This window comes from Fibrisoma montanum (assembly GCF_003583365.1).
Taxonomy (GTDB): Bacteria; Bacteroidota; Bacteroidia; order Cytophagales; family Spirosomataceae; genus Fibrisoma; species Fibrisoma montanum.
On sequence record NZ_QXED01000003.1, the window covers coordinates 412,303 to 426,578 of the forward strand.

The following is a 14,276-nucleotide window of genomic DNA, read 5'->3' on the forward strand; positions in this document are numbered from 1 at the left end:
TATTTTACTACATGGTTATGCCCCTCCCTGCGCCTTATGATGGGCAATCTCCCGGTCTAGGTACCATCTGGCTTTCTGTAGATCCTCCACCGTTTTGGTGGGGTCTTTCTTACCCGCCCGGGCAATGTATTTGACGGCGTTACCCAAGCAGAAACCAAGCTTCTTGTCTTCGATAAAATCAATTACTTCGATCTGTCCATCCGTATAATGAGCCGGATGGTTTACGGGGTCATTTTGCATGATTGATTATCGGTTTTAGGTTTGGCTTACAATACCCCAGCGCTTTCATTACTTTGCCATCCGACCGGCGTTTAACAATGTACTTGCCACCAATCTGTTGGTAGTAGCACTCATACCCATCCCGGCCTAGTGCATTCATAGTCTCGACTGCGTGTTCAATCGAATGGCAAGCCTTGCTCATGTTGCTGCGGTGGATTTCCGTCAGGATGGCATCTTTCTTTTCGTGCAGGCCTGCGTTCAGAAAGAACCCATCCAACACGTATTGAATGTCGCCCAGCGCATCAGCCAATTCTACCAGGTCGCCCGCTTCAACAGCTTTCACTAATTCGTCCAACTCTTCACGGATGAACTTGACCCGGAAATCAACCGTCGCCTGATCGGGAATAGTGGGACTCTCAGCAACCGGATGATTAAATACTTCGTGAAACTCCTGTACTTGCTCAATAGAGGTTTTCATAATTCGAGGGCTTTAGAGATGCTAGGAAATTGCGTTTTGAAACAGTCGAGAATGGCACAGGCAACTTGTCTATGTTCCGCCTGCGTATGCTCATCGCACCGGATTTGCAGATAGTGAATCCAGCTACGTACGCTACCTTTCATGTAGATGGTAGTCTGAGTCGTCAGGGGCAGCACCATACGGGCTACCTCTTTAGCTACACCGGCCTGTAGCAGCGACTTGTACAAGTTCTGACTGTATTGCAAATGATCCTCAATGGCCATCGAGGCCACATCTGACACGAAATCATTGCCACTGTCAATGGTAAGCACGGGATCAAACTCCTCAGTACTACTCTGACGGTTCTTATCCGCTTGCTTCCGGATTTGTACCGGTTCCATCTGGGTAACCTCGGCGTACCGCTGACTGAACTCCTGAAACGAGAAACTACGATGCCGCAGAATCTGAGCTGCAATAGCCCGGCTGGTTACAATCTCGACGGTCATATCGACCATCTCAAACGGTGACCAGTGTTTATTGCGAATCAGGTAGGCAATAAGCTTATCGGATGTTTCTGTATTAAGTTGATTTGAGGGATTACTAACCCTAGCCGTGTAAACGATCAGGTCTTCAGCCGATAATTGCTTTTCCTCGATTAGCGACTGGGTAATGGAAATGAGCTTTACATTCATGGATGATTGGAGTTAAGCGATACTATTCAACAGACAGGGCATGACCAGCGCGAAGCTGTGCTCCGACGCACCGTATAGCAGACCCGCCCGGTTGTACGAGGTCAGCTTTAGCCGGACCGTATCCCCCTCGGTATGGGCCAGACAGTCGGCAAACAGCTTGCCGTTAAAGCCGATCGTAATGGGATCACCCGTCAGCTGGCAATCCACAATCTCGGTGCCCTCGTGGGAGTAGTCGAGGTCTTCAGCCGAGATCGTCAGCGTACCCTCGGAGATGGCCAGTCGAATCTGCCAGGTAGTGCGGTTGGCAAACAGCAGCACCCGCTTCAGGGCGTCAGCTACCTCCTCTTTCTGAAAGCGCACTTCGATGGGTTGATTCACGGGGATGGCGTTTTCCACGTCGGGAAAGCGCTCGTCGATCAACAGCGTTTCCATGCGGTAGTGCTGGATGGTGGCTGACAAACTATTGCCCGAAATGGCCAGCTCCAGCGGCAAGGCTTCGCCCGTATCGGCGAGCTGCTTTAACAGCGCCCGGGTGAACTTGGCGGGCAGGATGATCTCCAGCTCGGTAGCCAGCTCAACCGGCAGCCGGGTCAGAGCCAGCCGGTGCCCGTCCGTGGCGCAAAGCCGGATGACCCCGGGGGTTACCCGTAGACTCACGCCGGTCATGGCCGGGCGGAGATCATCCGTGCCGACGGCAAAGACGGTTCTGGCCAGCCCGGTCATAAACGCAGCGCGCTCGGTTCCGGACAGGGTTAACCGTAGGGGCTCTTCACTGCCCGGCTTTACGCCCCTTGGGAAGTCGATCGGGTTTTCGCCGGTCATTTTGTAGGTACCGGTTTTGGCCGAAATCGTGTGACCGTAGCTGGTCTCATCGATCGACACGATCACCGGATCGTTCGTGAGCGAACTCATGAGCGAGTTCAGCAGGGCGTAGGGTAACAGCGCCGTCAGGCTTTCCGCGCTGGTACCCATCAGCTCGCAGTCGATGGTCACCGAGTTGGTCATGCGCATATCGGTACCGGTGAGCGTAGCCTGCCCGTTCTGAGCTACGATGCGCACGTTTTCAGCGACCGGCACGAGCGGGTTTGGCGTCATGGCCCCACCGCAGAACTGGAGGGCTTTTTTAAGACTGGAGCCGACAAAGACGAGCCGTGGCCCCGTCTGGGGGGCCGGTTGTTTTTTAGCCATTGGGGGAAAGAAGTGGGGCCAGACCGGCCCCGTTAGAGGTTGCGTAGTTTTTCGGCTAACCGGTAGCCGTAGGTGTCGTGCAGACGCTGTAGCTCTTCCACTACGGATTCGTCGGTGATGGATCGGCTCGCCTGAAAGACGATAGTGGCGGGTTCGTTGTCGACATCATCGGCCCAATCCACCGACGTAGGGCCATCAAGTTTGGGCGGCTCAATTTTGTAGCCCATTTCCTTAAGCTCATCAAGAACCGTATCAATTATATCGGGCGTAATTAGCTGACTCATCAGGCGGCATCGGTTACGGCCTCGGCCGGTTCGGGGATGTAGAACTGCTTATTCTCGTACTTGATGCCCAAGTTGCCAGCTGCTTCGATGAGGTCTTTCAGCAGGTCGGCAGTCGTGTCCTGACCCAGCAGCTTGGCCCAGCCAACGATGCGCTTTTTAATGACGTTGACCGAATCCAGATCATGCACGTGATGCTGAATGCGCCGGTCAATGCTGCCTTTGATCAACAACTGGCGGGCCTGATCGGGAATCTGGCCGTCCTGACCGATGGCCGATTCGAGCCAGTCAAAGGATGTATCATCATTGGCATTGCTGATGTCCTTCATGTAAGCATCGACCACTTTCGACTGATCGGCCACTGCTTTCTTGCCGGTGGCAGGCGCAGGTTTGGTGGGCACCTCAGCCGGTTCAGGCCGTTCGTAGGCCTGTCGAGCAACGGGTTTGGCCTCATGCACCACCTCAGCTGTTACGTCCTGTACCGGCTCGCGCTCTTCAATTTCGCCTTCCGAATAGATCGGCCCTCCGAAGATGTCCGGACAATGCCACTTGGCGCCGTTGGAAATGGCCCGGTTAAACAGCATGTTTTTAGGGTAGTTCTTCCAGGTGGCTTTCTCCTGCCATGCGTTTTTATCCCGGTTCCATTCCATGTTCATGTTCGCGGCTTTGGCTTCCTTCATAGTCATTTCCGAGGTGCCAATCAGTTCACCGTTCTCGTAGAAGTCCAGCCGGCAGACCTCCGCCGTATGCTCCACCACTTTGTAATTGTAACGCCCCGACCGTTTAATGATGGAAGCGATCAGACCCGAACCCAGCACCGGCTTACCCTGCACGATGTGTATGCCGGACATGCTCTGAAAGGCAGGCAGGCCCAGCTCGGCCCCGGCCAGCACTTTAACGAATGCCTTGGTAGCATCCTGCGCATCTTTGAAATAGCCTGATTGGGCCAGATTTTGGGCAACCGTCTGAATGTCCGATGTCGAAGTCGGTATGAGTGATTGTGTCATGATAGACTTAGGATTTGAAAATGAAGCCCGGCCAGCGGCTAAACCGGCCGGGCGTTTATCGAGAATTACATTACGGAGCCGTAGCCGGAGCCGGAGCCGTCGCCGGAGCCGTAGCCGTCGCCGGAGCCGTAGCCGTCGCCGTAGCCGGAGCCGGAGCCGTAGCCGTCGCCGTAGCCGGAGCCGTAGCCGGAGCCGGAGCCGTCGCCGGAGCCGTAGCCGTCGCCGTAGCCGGAGCCGTCGCCGGAGCCGTAGCCGTCGCCGTAGCCGGAGCCGTAGCCGGAGCCGGAGCCGTCGCCGGAGCCGTAGCCGTCGCCGTAGCCGGAGCCGTCGCCGGAGCCGTTCAAATTGGCTGCCTTTAAAATGTAGGATTCGTTTCCACGAAATCGCTTTAGCATCGTATCGACAGGCCCGGCCCACACTCTGGCTTTTTCACAGGCACCCACCACCCCATCGTGGCAGGCACCTGAATCAATCACATCCCCGTAGGTTAAGAATTCGACTTGTTCCATTTGGCTTTTGCTTCATCGGTTACAGCAAACACACCTGTCACCTTATGGAGTACCAGAATGTCACAGGGTGCTGAAATCTTACTGTTGTTGGTAGGCCCCGTTTCGGCCAGCTGGTGCAGGCCTTTAGTCGTACCCCAATAAATGGCCATCCGGCAATTCTTCAAGTCTTTCAGCGTTGATTGTGACAGGTCGGTTGACTCCTCAACTTCGGCGTACCATACGCCCCGGTGCTCAGTTGTAACTAGGATTGATTTCATGAAATTGAATTGGTTTACGATTTGAAAAACTTGACATAGATAGTTACCAGAAAGTAGGCGACCAGATAGCAGCCCAGAAAGAAGCTCAGACACTTGAACCACAGGGGCGGAAAGCCCCGCTCATCCTCAGTTGGGGTAGGCCGCTGCATAGTCAATGCCGTCCAGGTAGGCGTGTTTGGTTACGTTCAGCGGCTCCGAAATCCAGTTCTCCCAACCGGCCGCCATATAGGCATACGTATTGGCTTGCAGGACGATCGCCTGCCGAATGCCCATCAGCCGAAAGATGCGGTCGGACTGGCGGTACCGGGTGAACAGCAGGGGCATGAACCGGTAGGTCCACTTGTACACCTCCGACGCGTAGTATACGCCTGACAAGCGTAGTTGAAAAAACGAGAAGGCCACCTCAAAGCCCAGCATGAGCTGCGCTTCATCGGACTTGCCAGCGGCCGTGATCGGCCACTCGTTTAAAAGGGTGCTTAGGTCCCGAATCCAGTCGGAACCCTTGCCCGGGTCGTTATCGTCCCCGGGCAACTCAAAAGCATACGTTTGCCAGAATTGATTGGCCAGACTGGTAGCGGTTGATACGGTTGGCATGGTGGTAGGAGTCTAGAGGATGGAAGCTTTGATGGATTCTTCGGCTGTACGCAGGAGCGGGTGGGCGGTATACTCCTCACCCGTATCGGGATCACTGATGACCATGCCGCCGTGGGGGATTTTCTTCAGCAGTTCCTCCCAGTCTTTCAGCAAGCTTTTGGCCGCTGTCACGTCGGCGTTGCGGCTCTGCCAGACCGGATCATGGGTGTAGTCGTAGCTGACACCGACCTCAGCGAGTTGCAGCTTTACCCCGGCCTTGGCAACGCCCCCCTTTCCGTAGGTGGCCAGCTCATTCAAGGCGGCTGTTTTAGCCTGTTTCTTTACCTCGGCTGCGTAGAGTTCGAGTTTGGTAGCCAGCCCCAGCAAGGCCAGCGTATCGTGCCCGCCTTCGACGGCGTATTCCACGGTAGCCGCTGCCATGATGGCCAGATCAGATTTTGAGAGGTCGGTCAGGTGCTGAAGCTTAATGACCGACGGCATGATGTCACTTGCAGATTCCATTGTTATTAGGTGGTATTAGAGGTGAAAATTTTACGCTTGAATGTCGGGGAACAGGGAAAGCCAGCGCTGCCATTCCTGCCAGCGTACCCGGTGACTACCATCACTGATTCCGTCAATAATTTTTAACTTTTCGACCCGGGTCGTGCCGGGTATCCGTCGACCGTCATTTATCCATCCACGTACGACATTCTGAGAAAAACCAGAGCGTTCAACAATAGCCTGTACACTCAGAATGTCGGGGTGGGCATCAACGCGAGACTTAATTTCTTTCAGGTCAGACCTCACCTGCCGAAAGTCTTTGACCAGTTCGGGAAGTGCCGTGAGTGCTTGCAGTAAATCCATTAGACGACCTGGGTGATGTGGATTTTAAAACCAGATTCGCAGGTGTCAACAACGTCAACAAAGACGACAAGGCCCTCCTGTTTGGCCTGCCGTACGGCATCGGCCAGATTGACAGCGTTGTCACGAATGCAGTCGAGGAGTTCGGCCCGGCGTTGGGCGATGTTGATCGGGTGTTGGAGTTGATCTGACATTGGATTAGGTGGTTAAAGTAAGGTGATAGAATAGCCCCAGGGATGTTTACCATTGATTCGCTTCTGAAACCGACGACCGGCAATACGGGTCATGGCCTTGCCAACGCGGTAGCGGTTGAGCTTCTTGGCCCCTGTTTTTTGCTCAAGGAAGCTGATAGCCTGCGGAACCGTCCAGAACTCATCGGTGTACGTTTCCGGCGCTTTGAAGAATTTTGGCACCAGTTCAAACTCAATGTACTGGCGGGCCGGCAAGTGCCGTGTTGGGGGGTTGGGTTGAGTTGTCGCCGGGCGTAAGCCGGCTATCTGCCGTTGCAGGGATGCTACCTGACCTTCCAGCACGTCAACCCGGCTGTGGAGCGAATCGGCCTTAAGCCTGCGTTCGCACTCAATAAAATACAACCGGGCGGCTTTGCCTTTTCGGTTTCCTTCCACCATCGCCAACTCTTTGGCACAGGTTAGGGTGAGGGCGTATTCGGTGCGGGTAGTTGCGCCTTTTTCTCGCTTCACTATCTGGTGAAATGAAGAATAGTCTACACCTTCGACAAGTCCATACTGGGTTATACGTAGCTTTATCCAGTCGGCAAAACGCTTCCCGTTTTCCAAAAAACCATGCAGTTCGCGGGCATCGACAAGCTGTTGCCCATCGCGCTCTACAATTGTGACCAGTGCGTTCATGCTACCAGTGATTTTGACACCGCCTTACGTTCGTTTTCCTGCCTGCGTTGCAGTTCGGCTAGTTCCAGCCGATCCAGACCGTTAATGAAAGCGTCGTAGGTTGGCTGGGTGACGTTTTCAAAGCGCATGATTTTCTGAGCGGCCCGCTCCGAGATGCCTCCTAAGGCGGCTGCCGCCTTAATTCCCCCTTCGGTTTGCGCCAGCCGCTCACGAAGAGATTGCTCAATGTTCTTGCTTACGACCATCGTTCGTGTATTTTTGCGTGCATTCAAGCGTTCATTCGTCCGCTTGTCAAATTATAGAACCAAAGGTAAGCAAGTTTTACCGAACTTGTCAAGCAAAACTTGATATTTTATGCTTGACTATGTATCTGCTATTGAAGAAATGTCCCTGGGAGCTAAATTGAAGGCGTTGCGTGAATCAAAAAAATTAACGCAACAGCACGTGGCAGAGCATTTAAAGGGCTTGAATCTTGGCAAGTCAAAGCAGATGATTAGTCTGTACGAAAGCAATACTAATATACCTCCTATATCAGTATTGGCAAGTTTGGCTAAACTTTACGAGACATCTCTAGACGATCTCATTGAAGAGCGTAATGGCGCTTTGCAAGCTCAAGAACATAAGCCGCTCTATAAAATTGCGGACTATAAGAGAGTTGAGGATTCATATAAGCACAATGTTCAGGCTGATTCCAACCTCATTTATGAAAAAAGCAGTTACATCCCTTTTTATGATGTAGAAGTTACAGCCGGAAAGATTGAGGTGTTTTTTGATGAGTCCGATAACCCCGCTGGATATATCTATGCACCCGAATTCGCTGGCTGCATAGCCTGTAAAGTTTGGGGTGATTCTATGTATGATCGAATACTGCCCGGTGCTACCGTTTTCATTTATCCGATTGAGTCAAAGAAGTATTTTGATTACGGTCAGATATATATGGTAGCCTATCCTGGTCACCGTGTATTAAAGTACATTCAACCTTGCGAGGGGGATGAATCGAAAGTTATGCTGGTCAGTGAAAATAAACGCCAACCGCCCTACCCCGTTGAGAAAAATGATATACAACGTGTATTTTTAGTTAAAGGATATTGGAACCAAACCACTAATTGATATGAAACTAGCTTTACTTTTAACATTAGTGACCACTATTTGCGTAGCACAAAAGTCAGAAACGTATAGATATAATGGGGAAACGATTACTAAAAGCCCATTGGTGAAAGACAACAATGGTGTAACTATTTTTCTCGGCGTTCTTCGATATAACAGTGAAGTTATTGACATAGCACCTTTTACAAGGAGCCTTTTAAATGATGAGTATGAGTTTCGTAGAGGAACTATGCTTTCGTTGAAATTTAAATCTGATCTATTAAAACAAGACCATGTTATTGAGCTTGTCTCTAAATATAAATTTGAACTGAAAGACGATCATTTAAGTAAACATTTTTATACAGGAATTAACAAAAACGATTTCCCTCAATATTTAACATTAACCATTGAATCCCTTACCCTCAAATAACACATTTTTCATTTGTCCCAACTTACCACCTAAAAACATACTGTATGCCCCTCACTCGTAATCCGAAAGCGGCTGATCTATCCAAGCGCTTCCGCGAGTTCCGTAAACGGCTTGGTCTTTCCCAGTCCGAACTGGCTGCTCAGCTAGGCGTTGAGCAAACGACCGTCTCCAACATCGAAATCGGCCGCTCCGAATTCAGCTTTACCGTCTTGTATGCCCTGTCCGATCTGGGATGCTCACCGACCTGGCTGTTCTTAGGCGAAGGCCCCATGCTATTAAAACCCCAGAAAGCGCATCTGGAAGTGCGGGAAACACCGGGCTCCACTGAGTACATCATCCGCGTGGCTACGGCATGACGCCTGCCATTACCCTGTATTTGCGGGAAGATCGACTCGGTGACGATGGTACGGCACCGATTCACCTGCGCGTCTGCTGGCAGGGTCGGAAGGTGCGTACGGCCACCGGTGAACGCATTGCCCCGCTGTTCTGGGACTCCGACGAAGAGCGCATCCGGCGCACGGCCCCCGGTGCAAAAAATGCGAACCGCCGATTGAGCAAGTACCGCGATGAACTGGAGCAGTTCTTTGAGCAGGCACCCCTACTGCCTACCGAGGATCAGGTACGGGCTGAAATCAAACGCATTCAGGTAGAGGTGTTGGGCCGCGCCAAACGAATTGTTTCCGCGCCTGAACCGCCTGCTGCGCCCACCTACCCGGCCCTTTCCAGCTTCGCTACGCAGTACGTAGCCGAACGCCGGGCGGATCGGTCTGAATCATGGTGCGAATCGGTCGGCATTGTCGGTGACCACCTGGCCGCGTTCCGGCTGGGTATTGACTGGCCGGACCTGACCATAAACACGCTGAATCTGTTCAAAGTCTACTTGCAGGAAGAACTGGAACTGTCCGACGCTACGCTGCACACCTACGTGAGCCTATTACGGGGCATGCTTAAGTACGCCATCCGGTCGGGTTGTCCGGTGCCCCCCGATTATACCTGGCTTGAAACCCGGCTGGTCGGTGATACGCTCCGACCGACGCTGACCCACGGCGATCTTGAAGCGATCCGAACGGCCACGCTTCGAAAACCTCAGCCGACCTACCCCAAAGCGTTTTTGCAAACCATGGAAGAAACCCGCTGGTATTTTCTCATGGCGTGTTACACGGGTCTCAGGCACTCTGATCTGCACCAGCTCATGCACCCCACGCTGACCACCGTCGGCGGGCTTACCTGTCTGGAAGCGATCCAGCAGAAGACCGGCAAGCTGGTCACCGTGCCCCTGCTGGATGATGCGCTGGAGCTACTGAACGGTCCCGTTCCCCGCCATCCACCCGAACCCCGGTTTAACTACACGACGTACTTGCAGCACATCGGTCAGCAGGCGGGCTTGGCGCGAACTGTCTTAGTGGGTAGCTACTACAAGGGCAAACTCATTACGGACGACGTGGCACTGTACCTGACCCTGACCAGCCACACCGCCCGGCGTACATTCGGTTCGCTGATGACCCAGGGCGGTCTGCCCACCAAAGTATTGCAGGACCTGCTGGGTCACAAAACCATTTCCTCAACCCAGAAGTATAGTAAGGTACCGAATCACATGATTGTCTCGCAGAGCGTAGCCGCCTGGCAGCAATCGAAACGGGGGACTGCTGACCCCACAAAAAGCGTTGGGGTCAAATCACGTTAAAAAATGCCGGTATTTAGGTGAATATTCAAATGCCTACTTAACCATATAGTATCAATTTGCACCTATCTCCCCAAAAATATCTACCAACTTCCTAAATTTTGTTAAATTAAGCCGTACCAAGGCGGAATCCGTTATTTTTGTCCAAAACACGAACCCCTGAATGGCTCGTAAAAAGAAAGTAGGTGCGTATCCCAGCGGTCTGATTCTGTTTAGCCTGACGCTGGCTTTGTTTTTAATTGGTTTCTGCGGGTTACTGGCCATCCAGTCGAAACGGCTGGTAACGTACATCCGCGAGAACTACGAAGTGAGGGCCTTTCTGGATAAAGACCTGAGCGAGTCGAAACTTCAGAAACTGTACAAAACCATTGCCGAACGGCCGTTTGTGCTGAAGTCCAACAGCTCACCGCAGATTACGCTGGTAACCAAAGACGTAGCGGCCAAAGAGTTCATTGCTGAAACCAAAGAAGATTTTTCCCAGTTTCTGGGCGAAAACCCCCTGCGCGACAGCTACCGGATTAAACTGACTGAAGACTACTTTGCGGAGGCTAAACTCCTGGAAGTAAAGCAGAATCTGGAAGAACTGGACGGTGTATTTGAAGTGGTTTATCAGGAGAACCTGGTCGATAACATCAACCGGAATATCACCCGGATTTATATCGTAATGGCGGTGTTCGCCGTAATTCTGCTGCTGATCATCGTCGTGCTGATGAACAACACCATCCGGCTCGCGCTGCATTCGCAGCGGCTGCTGATCCGGAGCATGCAGCTGGTCGGGGCTACCAACGGATTTATTACGCGCCCGTTTCTGGCCCGGGGGATGCTACAGGGACTCATCAGCGGGCTGGCGTCCTGCATACTGCTGTTCGTGCTGATTCAGGTTGCCATCAGCAACCTGCCCGAACTGGCGTCGCTGCAGGAGCCCGATAAGATTGCCATGCTGATGGGCGGATTGATTGGACTGGGCGTGTTGATCGGCCTGATCAGTACGTTGCAGGCCGTGAACCGATACCTGGGCCTTTCCGTTGATGAAATGTACGGATAGAGCCGCACGAGTGGGCCGTAAACGTTTCCGGCTCAGGGTAGTTTATTGATACAAACCGGACTGTTCACTGAGGTCCACCCAGATAGATACTATAAAATTAACGAACGAACATGGCAAAAGACAAAGCATATAGCTCAGCAACGCTGACTCGCGACGAGCCGGCCAAGAAAACGGCTCCCGTTACGACTCCGCCGGTTTCCAAAGCAACCACGACCCGGCCCGCGTCGACGGTTTCGGACTCGAACGGTTCGGCCGCGCTGCCGTTTGGCCGCCGGAACTATCAGTTGATGCTGGCGGGCATTGGACTCATCCTCGCCGGCTTCTTTATCATGAGCCTCGACAAGGAAGAATTTGGCTTCGGATTTCTGGGATTGACACTGGGCCCATTGGTTGTGATGAGCGGTTTTGTGCTTGAATTCTTCGCCATCCTCGCCCGTCCGAACAAAGGGTAAGTGAAAAAAAACTGAGCGGTGCCACAGCAAGTAGCGGTGGCACCGCTATTTTTGCCCGATCACTTACCTGACCGAATGGATTTAATTCACGCGATTGCGTTGGCCATCATCGAAGGACTAACGGAATTCCTGCCGGTTTCCTCGACCGGCCACATGATTATCTACTCTTCCCTCGCCGGCATCGCCGGAAACGAATTCACCAAGCTTTACACCGTCGATATACAGTTCGGCTGCATCTTATCCGTCCTGGTGTTGTACTACCGGCGGTTTCTGCGCGACACCCGTACGTCTGATTCGGTGGCCTGGTACCGCAATCTGCCCCGTGGGCTGCAACGGCTGATTGGCCCCTACACGAGTCAGGTCGATTTTTACCTGAAACTCCTGGTGGCGTTTCTGCCCGCGGCTGTAATTGGTTTTTTACTCAATGATTTCATTGATTCACTGCTGGAAAACGTCGTCGTTGTGGCGGTAATGCTGCTGCTGGGTGGCATTGTACTGGTGTTCATCGACCGGATTTTTGCCGAAAAACCCCGCGATTATGACATTACGTTTCCCGAAGCCATCAAAGTAGGTTTCTTTCAATGCATTGCCATGATTCCCGGCGTATCGCGGTCGGCGGCAACGATCATCGGCGGCATGACCCAGGGCCTGACCCGCCAGCAAGCCGCCGAATTTTCATTCTTTCTGGCCGTACCGACCATGGCGGCCGCATCGGGCTATAAGCTGCTCAAAACGTATACGCTCCTTCAGCCGGCCGACTACCAGACGCTGCTGATCGGCAATGCCATTGCGTTTGTGGTGGGGTTGCTGGCCATCCGCGGGTTCGTCGGCTTCCTGAACCGCTACGGCTTCAAGGTGTTCGGCTATTACCGCATTGCGCTGGGTCTGCTGCTGCTGGGCCTGGTCGCGGCCGGGGTGAAACTGGAGATTGTATAGCAAGTATACAGAACGCTGCTTACGTACATAAATACCGGCTTAAGCAGCGTTCTATTTTTGTACGTAATGAATCAAGAATCCCAAACGGACCCCGGCCAGCTCATCCTCATCGATAAACCGCTTGAGTGGACCTCGTTCGACGTGGTAAATAAGCTGCGCCGGGCCTGTAAATTCAAGAAGATTGGCCATGCTGGTACGCTCGATCCGCTGGCTACCGGTCTGCTTATTCTGTGCACCGGTAAAATGACCAAGCAGATTGATCAATACCAGGCCCAGGAAAAAGAATACACCGGTACGCTCGTGCTGGGCAAAACTACTCCCTCCGTCGATCTGGAAACGGCCTTTGATGCGGAGTTCGACGTAACGGGCATTATGCCTGAGCAAATTCAGGCCGCAGCCCGCCAGTTAACCGGTGAGATTCAGCAGATTCCGCCTATTTACTCGGCCATTCGGGTCAATGGCGAACGCCTGTATGAAAAGGCCCGCCGGGGCGAAACGGCCGAAGGAATCAAATCCCGCGTGGTGACGGTGTCGACCTTCAACGTCCTGACCGATGGGTTCCCGGCGGTCGATTTTCGCATTGTATGTTCCAAAGGCACGTATATTCGTAGTCTGGTACGTGATCTGGGCCTGTTGCTGGGCAACGGCGCGTACCTGGCAAACCTGCGCCGTACCCGAATCGGCGAATTCGTTGTAAAAGATGCCGATAGCGTTGACGGGTTCATCGAACGCTACCGCGCCGAACATTTTCCTGCATGATTGTCCACCGCGGCATTGATACCATCCAGCCCCTTCCCTACGCCGTTGTGACCAGCGGTACGTTTGACGGGGTACACCTTGGCCACCAGACCATTCTGGCGCGATTAGTTGAAATAACCCGGGCCAACGCGGGCGAATCCGTGGTGCTGACGTACTGGCCGCATCCGCGTACGGTCGTTTCCAACGATAGTCAGAATCTGAAGCTGCTCTCGACGCTCGACGAGAAAATTGAACGACTCGAACAGGCGGGCGTCGATCACCTGATTGTGATTCCTTTTACGCGGTCGTTTTCGCAGTTAACCTCCGAAGAATTCATCCGGCAGATTCTGATCGACGCCATAGGCACCAGAAAACTGGTGATCGGCTACGACCATCGCTTCGGCAAGGACCGGCAGGGTGGGTTCGACTATATCCAGCAGCACCAGCACGAATACGGCTTCGACGTTGAAGAGATTCCCCGGCAGGATGTCGATGCCGTGGGCGTGAGTTCATCCAAAATCCGGGCCGCTCTGAACGAAGGCAACATTCACGCGGCCAGCCTGTTTCTGGGGCGCCCCTATAACCTGACGGGTACCATCATAAAAGGGCAGCAGCTCGGCCGGACCATCGGCTACCCCACCGCCAACATGCAGGTCGATGACCCCGTGAAGCTGATTCCGGCCAACGGGGTGTATGCGGTTGATGTGCTTTACAACGGCAGTACGTATGGCGGTATGCTGAACATTGGTTTTCGCCCGACCGTGGCCGGTACGCACCAGACCATCGAAACGTATATTTTCGATTTTGACCGGGACATTTACGGGGAACACCTGACGCTGCTGTTCCGGGAATTCCTCCGGCCGGAGCAGAAGTTCGACGGACTGCCCGCTCTGGTGGCCCAGCTGAAGCGCGATGAAGAACAGGCCAGGGCCGCTCTGGGTCGCTGATACGTACGTCGGCGGGGGCCTGGCTGAACTCACAAAACCGTCGGTTTG

At 53.3% G+C, this 14,276-nt stretch carries 24 protein-coding genes; 9 read left to right on the top strand and 15 right to left on the bottom strand.

Translation table 11 applies throughout. The features are described from left to right. Positions 1 to 15 precede the first annotated feature (15 nt). From DYU11_RS11685 to DYU11_RS11750, 15 genes are all read right to left on the bottom strand, one after another. A complete protein-coding gene (locus DYU11_RS11685; RefSeq protein ID WP_119667852.1) occupies positions 16 to 240 on the bottom strand; it encodes a DUF3310 domain-containing protein in 225 nt (74 codons plus the stop codon). Then, complete coding sequence (locus tag DYU11_RS11690; RefSeq protein ID WP_119667853.1) at positions 230 to 697, bottom strand: pyrophosphohydrolase domain-containing protein; 468 nt, start codon at positions 695 to 697, stop codon at positions 230 to 232. The genes DYU11_RS11685 and DYU11_RS11690 overlap by 11 nt, the downstream gene beginning before the upstream one ends. Further along, the gene (thyX, locus tag DYU11_RS11695; protein WP_119667854.1) at positions 694 to 1,368 is read right to left on the bottom strand and encodes an FAD-dependent thymidylate synthase; all 675 of its coding nucleotides are present in this window, start codon (positions 1,366 to 1,368) and stop codon (positions 694 to 696) included. Before thyX ends, DYU11_RS11690 begins: the two co-directional genes overlap by 4 nt. A 12-nt stretch (positions 1,369 to 1,380) precedes the next feature. Next, positions 1,381 to 2,556, bottom strand: a complete 1,176-nt coding sequence (gene dnaN, locus DYU11_RS11700) for a DNA polymerase III subunit beta (protein WP_119667855.1) — start codon at positions 2,554 to 2,556, stop codon at positions 1,381 to 1,383. A gap of 32 nt (positions 2,557 to 2,588) precedes the next feature. Then, positions 2,589 to 2,840, bottom strand: a complete 252-nt coding sequence (locus tag DYU11_RS11705) for a hypothetical protein (protein ID WP_119667856.1) — start codon at positions 2,838 to 2,840, stop codon at positions 2,589 to 2,591. Next, positions 2,840 to 3,844, bottom strand: coding sequence for a hypothetical protein (locus DYU11_RS11710; protein WP_119667857.1), 1,005 nt, complete (start codon positions 3,842 to 3,844; stop codon positions 2,840 to 2,842). Before DYU11_RS11710 ends, DYU11_RS11705 begins: the two co-directional genes overlap by 1 nt. A 65-nt stretch (positions 3,845 to 3,909) precedes the next feature. After that, complete coding sequence (locus DYU11_RS33465; protein ID WP_199736712.1) at positions 3,910 to 4,353, bottom strand: hypothetical protein; 444 nt, start codon at positions 4,351 to 4,353, stop codon at positions 3,910 to 3,912. Further along, positions 4,332 to 4,610 (bottom strand): DUF6948 domain-containing protein, encoded by a 279-nt coding sequence (locus DYU11_RS11720; RefSeq protein ID WP_119667858.1) that lies wholly within the window; start codon positions 4,608 to 4,610, stop codon positions 4,332 to 4,334. The genes DYU11_RS33465 and DYU11_RS11720 overlap by 22 nt, the downstream gene beginning before the upstream one ends. 14 nt (positions 4,611 to 4,624) lie before the next feature. Then, positions 4,625 to 4,759 (bottom strand): hypothetical protein, encoded by a 135-nt coding sequence (locus DYU11_RS33800; RefSeq protein ID WP_262697104.1) that lies wholly within the window; start codon positions 4,757 to 4,759, stop codon positions 4,625 to 4,627. Next, positions 4,737 to 5,204: a hypothetical protein gene (locus DYU11_RS11725; RefSeq protein WP_119667859.1), complete on the bottom strand. Its 468-nt coding sequence runs from the start codon at positions 5,202 to 5,204 to the stop codon at positions 4,737 to 4,739. Before DYU11_RS11725 ends, DYU11_RS33800 begins: the two co-directional genes overlap by 23 nt. Positions 5,205 to 5,216: 12 nt before the next feature. Then, complete coding sequence (locus tag DYU11_RS11730; RefSeq protein WP_119667860.1) at positions 5,217 to 5,705, bottom strand: hypothetical protein; 489 nt, start codon at positions 5,703 to 5,705, stop codon at positions 5,217 to 5,219. A gap of 30 nt (positions 5,706 to 5,735) precedes the next feature. Beyond that, positions 5,736 to 6,047, bottom strand: coding sequence for a hypothetical protein (locus DYU11_RS11735; protein ID WP_119667861.1), 312 nt, complete (start codon positions 6,045 to 6,047; stop codon positions 5,736 to 5,738). Further along, positions 6,047 to 6,238, bottom strand: a complete 192-nt coding sequence (locus DYU11_RS11740) for a hypothetical protein (protein WP_119667862.1) — start codon at positions 6,236 to 6,238, stop codon at positions 6,047 to 6,049. The genes DYU11_RS11735 and DYU11_RS11740 overlap by 1 nt, the downstream gene beginning before the upstream one ends. A 12-nt stretch (positions 6,239 to 6,250) precedes the next feature. Then, positions 6,251 to 6,913: an antA/AntB antirepressor family protein gene (locus DYU11_RS11745; RefSeq protein ID WP_119667863.1), complete on the bottom strand. Its 663-nt coding sequence runs from the start codon at positions 6,911 to 6,913 to the stop codon at positions 6,251 to 6,253. Next, positions 6,910 to 7,158, bottom strand: a complete 249-nt coding sequence (locus tag DYU11_RS11750; RefSeq protein ID WP_119667864.1) for a hypothetical protein — start codon at positions 7,156 to 7,158, stop codon at positions 6,910 to 6,912. Before DYU11_RS11750 ends, DYU11_RS11745 begins: the two co-directional genes overlap by 4 nt. Before the next feature lie 109 nt (positions 7,159 to 7,267). Between DYU11_RS11750 and DYU11_RS11755 the strand changes: the two genes are divergently transcribed. The 9 genes from DYU11_RS11755 to DYU11_RS11795 all read left to right on the top strand — a co-directional run bounded on the left by DYU11_RS11755 (position 7,268) and on the right by DYU11_RS11795 (position 14,228). Then, entirely contained in the window at positions 7,268 to 8,023 is a 756-nt protein-coding gene (locus DYU11_RS11755; protein WP_119667865.1) for an XRE family transcriptional regulator, read from the top strand. A 1-nt stretch (position 8,024) separates the two neighbouring features. Then, a complete protein-coding gene (locus tag DYU11_RS11760) occupies positions 8,025 to 8,429 on the top strand; it encodes a hypothetical protein (RefSeq protein ID WP_119667866.1) in 405 nt (134 codons plus the stop codon). 44 nt (positions 8,430 to 8,473) lie between these two features. Next, positions 8,474 to 8,785: a helix-turn-helix domain-containing protein gene (locus tag DYU11_RS11765; protein WP_119667867.1), complete on the top strand. Its 312-nt coding sequence runs from the start codon at positions 8,474 to 8,476 to the stop codon at positions 8,783 to 8,785. Beyond that, positions 8,782 to 10,113, top strand: coding sequence for a site-specific integrase (locus tag DYU11_RS11770; protein ID WP_119667868.1), 1,332 nt, complete (start codon positions 8,782 to 8,784; stop codon positions 10,111 to 10,113). Before DYU11_RS11765 ends, DYU11_RS11770 begins: the two co-directional genes overlap by 4 nt. 160 nt (positions 10,114 to 10,273) lie before the next feature. Further along, the gene (locus DYU11_RS11775) at positions 10,274 to 11,155 is read left to right on the top strand and encodes a cell division protein FtsX (protein ID WP_119667869.1); all 882 of its coding nucleotides are present in this window, start codon (positions 10,274 to 10,276) and stop codon (positions 11,153 to 11,155) included. Positions 11,156 to 11,265: 110 nt separating this feature from the next. After that, the gene (locus tag DYU11_RS11780; RefSeq protein ID WP_119667870.1) at positions 11,266 to 11,607 is read left to right on the top strand and encodes a DUF3098 domain-containing protein; all 342 of its coding nucleotides are present in this window, start codon (positions 11,266 to 11,268) and stop codon (positions 11,605 to 11,607) included. A 75-nt stretch (positions 11,608 to 11,682) separates the two neighbouring features. Then, a complete protein-coding gene (locus DYU11_RS11785; protein ID WP_119667871.1) occupies positions 11,683 to 12,543 on the top strand; it encodes an undecaprenyl-diphosphate phosphatase in 861 nt (286 codons plus the stop codon). A 66-nt stretch (positions 12,544 to 12,609) separates the two neighbouring features. Then, positions 12,610 to 13,302, top strand: a complete 693-nt coding sequence (truB, locus tag DYU11_RS11790; RefSeq protein WP_119667872.1) for a tRNA pseudouridine(55) synthase TruB — start codon at positions 12,610 to 12,612, stop codon at positions 13,300 to 13,302. Then, the gene (locus DYU11_RS11795; RefSeq protein ID WP_119667873.1) at positions 13,299 to 14,228 is read left to right on the top strand and encodes a bifunctional riboflavin kinase/FAD synthetase; all 930 of its coding nucleotides are present in this window, start codon (positions 13,299 to 13,301) and stop codon (positions 14,226 to 14,228) included. Before truB ends, DYU11_RS11795 begins: the two co-directional genes overlap by 4 nt. Positions 14,229 to 14,276: the final 48 nt, after the last annotated feature.

Coding starts and splice junctions, on each gene's coding strand:
- DYU11_RS11795 (WP_119667873.1), top strand. CDS start 13,299: ATGATTGTCCACCGCGGCATTGATACCATCCAGCCCCTTCCCTACGCC.
- DYU11_RS11725 (WP_119667859.1), bottom strand. CDS start 5,204: ATGCCAACCGTATCAACCGCTACCAGTCTGGCCAATCAATTCTGGCAA.
- DYU11_RS11720 (WP_119667858.1), bottom strand. CDS start 4,610: ATGAAATCAATCCTAGTTACAACTGAGCACCGGGGCGTATGGTACGCC.
- DYU11_RS11780 (WP_119667870.1), top strand. CDS start 11,266: ATGGCAAAAGACAAAGCATATAGCTCAGCAACGCTGACTCGCGACGAG.
- DYU11_RS33800 (WP_262697104.1), bottom strand. CDS start 4,759: ATGCAGCGGCCTACCCCAACTGAGGATGAGCGGGGCTTTCCGCCCCTG.
- DYU11_RS11710 (WP_119667857.1), bottom strand. CDS start 3,844: ATGACACAATCACTCATACCGACTTCGACATCGGACATTCAGACGGTT.
- DYU11_RS11785 (WP_119667871.1), top strand. CDS start 11,683: ATGGATTTAATTCACGCGATTGCGTTGGCCATCATCGAAGGACTAACG.
- DYU11_RS11745 (WP_119667863.1), bottom strand. CDS start 6,913: ATGAACGCACTGGTCACAATTGTAGAGCGCGATGGGCAACAGCTTGTC.
- truB (WP_119667872.1), top strand. CDS start 12,610: ATGAATCAAGAATCCCAAACGGACCCCGGCCAGCTCATCCTCATCGAT.
- DYU11_RS11735 (WP_119667861.1), bottom strand. CDS start 6,047: ATGGATTTACTGCAAGCACTCACGGCACTTCCCGAACTGGTCAAAGAC.
- DYU11_RS11770 (WP_119667868.1), top strand. CDS start 8,782: ATGACGCCTGCCATTACCCTGTATTTGCGGGAAGATCGACTCGGTGAC.
- DYU11_RS11690 (WP_119667853.1), bottom strand. CDS start 697: ATGAAAACCTCTATTGAGCAAGTACAGGAGTTTCACGAAGTATTTAAT.
- DYU11_RS11765 (WP_119667867.1), top strand. CDS start 8,474: ATGCCCCTCACTCGTAATCCGAAAGCGGCTGATCTATCCAAGCGCTTC.
- thyX (WP_119667854.1), bottom strand. CDS start 1,368: ATGAATGTAAAGCTCATTTCCATTACCCAGTCGCTAATCGAGGAAAAG.
- DYU11_RS33465 (WP_199736712.1), bottom strand. CDS start 4,353: ATGGAACAAGTCGAATTCTTAACCTACGGGGATGTGATTGATTCAGGT.
- DYU11_RS11755 (WP_119667865.1), top strand. CDS start 7,268: ATGCTTGACTATGTATCTGCTATTGAAGAAATGTCCCTGGGAGCTAAA.
- DYU11_RS11685 (WP_119667852.1), bottom strand. CDS start 240: ATGCAAAATGACCCCGTAAACCATCCGGCTCATTATACGGATGGACAG.
- DYU11_RS11750 (WP_119667864.1), bottom strand. CDS start 7,158: ATGGTCGTAAGCAAGAACATTGAGCAATCTCTTCGTGAGCGGCTGGCG.
- DYU11_RS11775 (WP_119667869.1), top strand. CDS start 10,274: ATGGCTCGTAAAAAGAAAGTAGGTGCGTATCCCAGCGGTCTGATTCTG.
- DYU11_RS11740 (WP_119667862.1), bottom strand. CDS start 6,238: ATGTCAGATCAACTCCAACACCCGATCAACATCGCCCAACGCCGGGCC.
- dnaN (WP_119667855.1), bottom strand. CDS start 2,556: ATGGCTAAAAAACAACCGGCCCCCCAGACGGGGCCACGGCTCGTCTTT.
- DYU11_RS11705 (WP_119667856.1), bottom strand. CDS start 2,840: ATGAGTCAGCTAATTACGCCCGATATAATTGATACGGTTCTTGATGAG.
- DYU11_RS11730 (WP_119667860.1), bottom strand. CDS start 5,705: ATGGAATCTGCAAGTGACATCATGCCGTCGGTCATTAAGCTTCAGCAC.
- DYU11_RS11760 (WP_119667866.1), top strand. CDS start 8,025: ATGAAACTAGCTTTACTTTTAACATTAGTGACCACTATTTGCGTAGCA.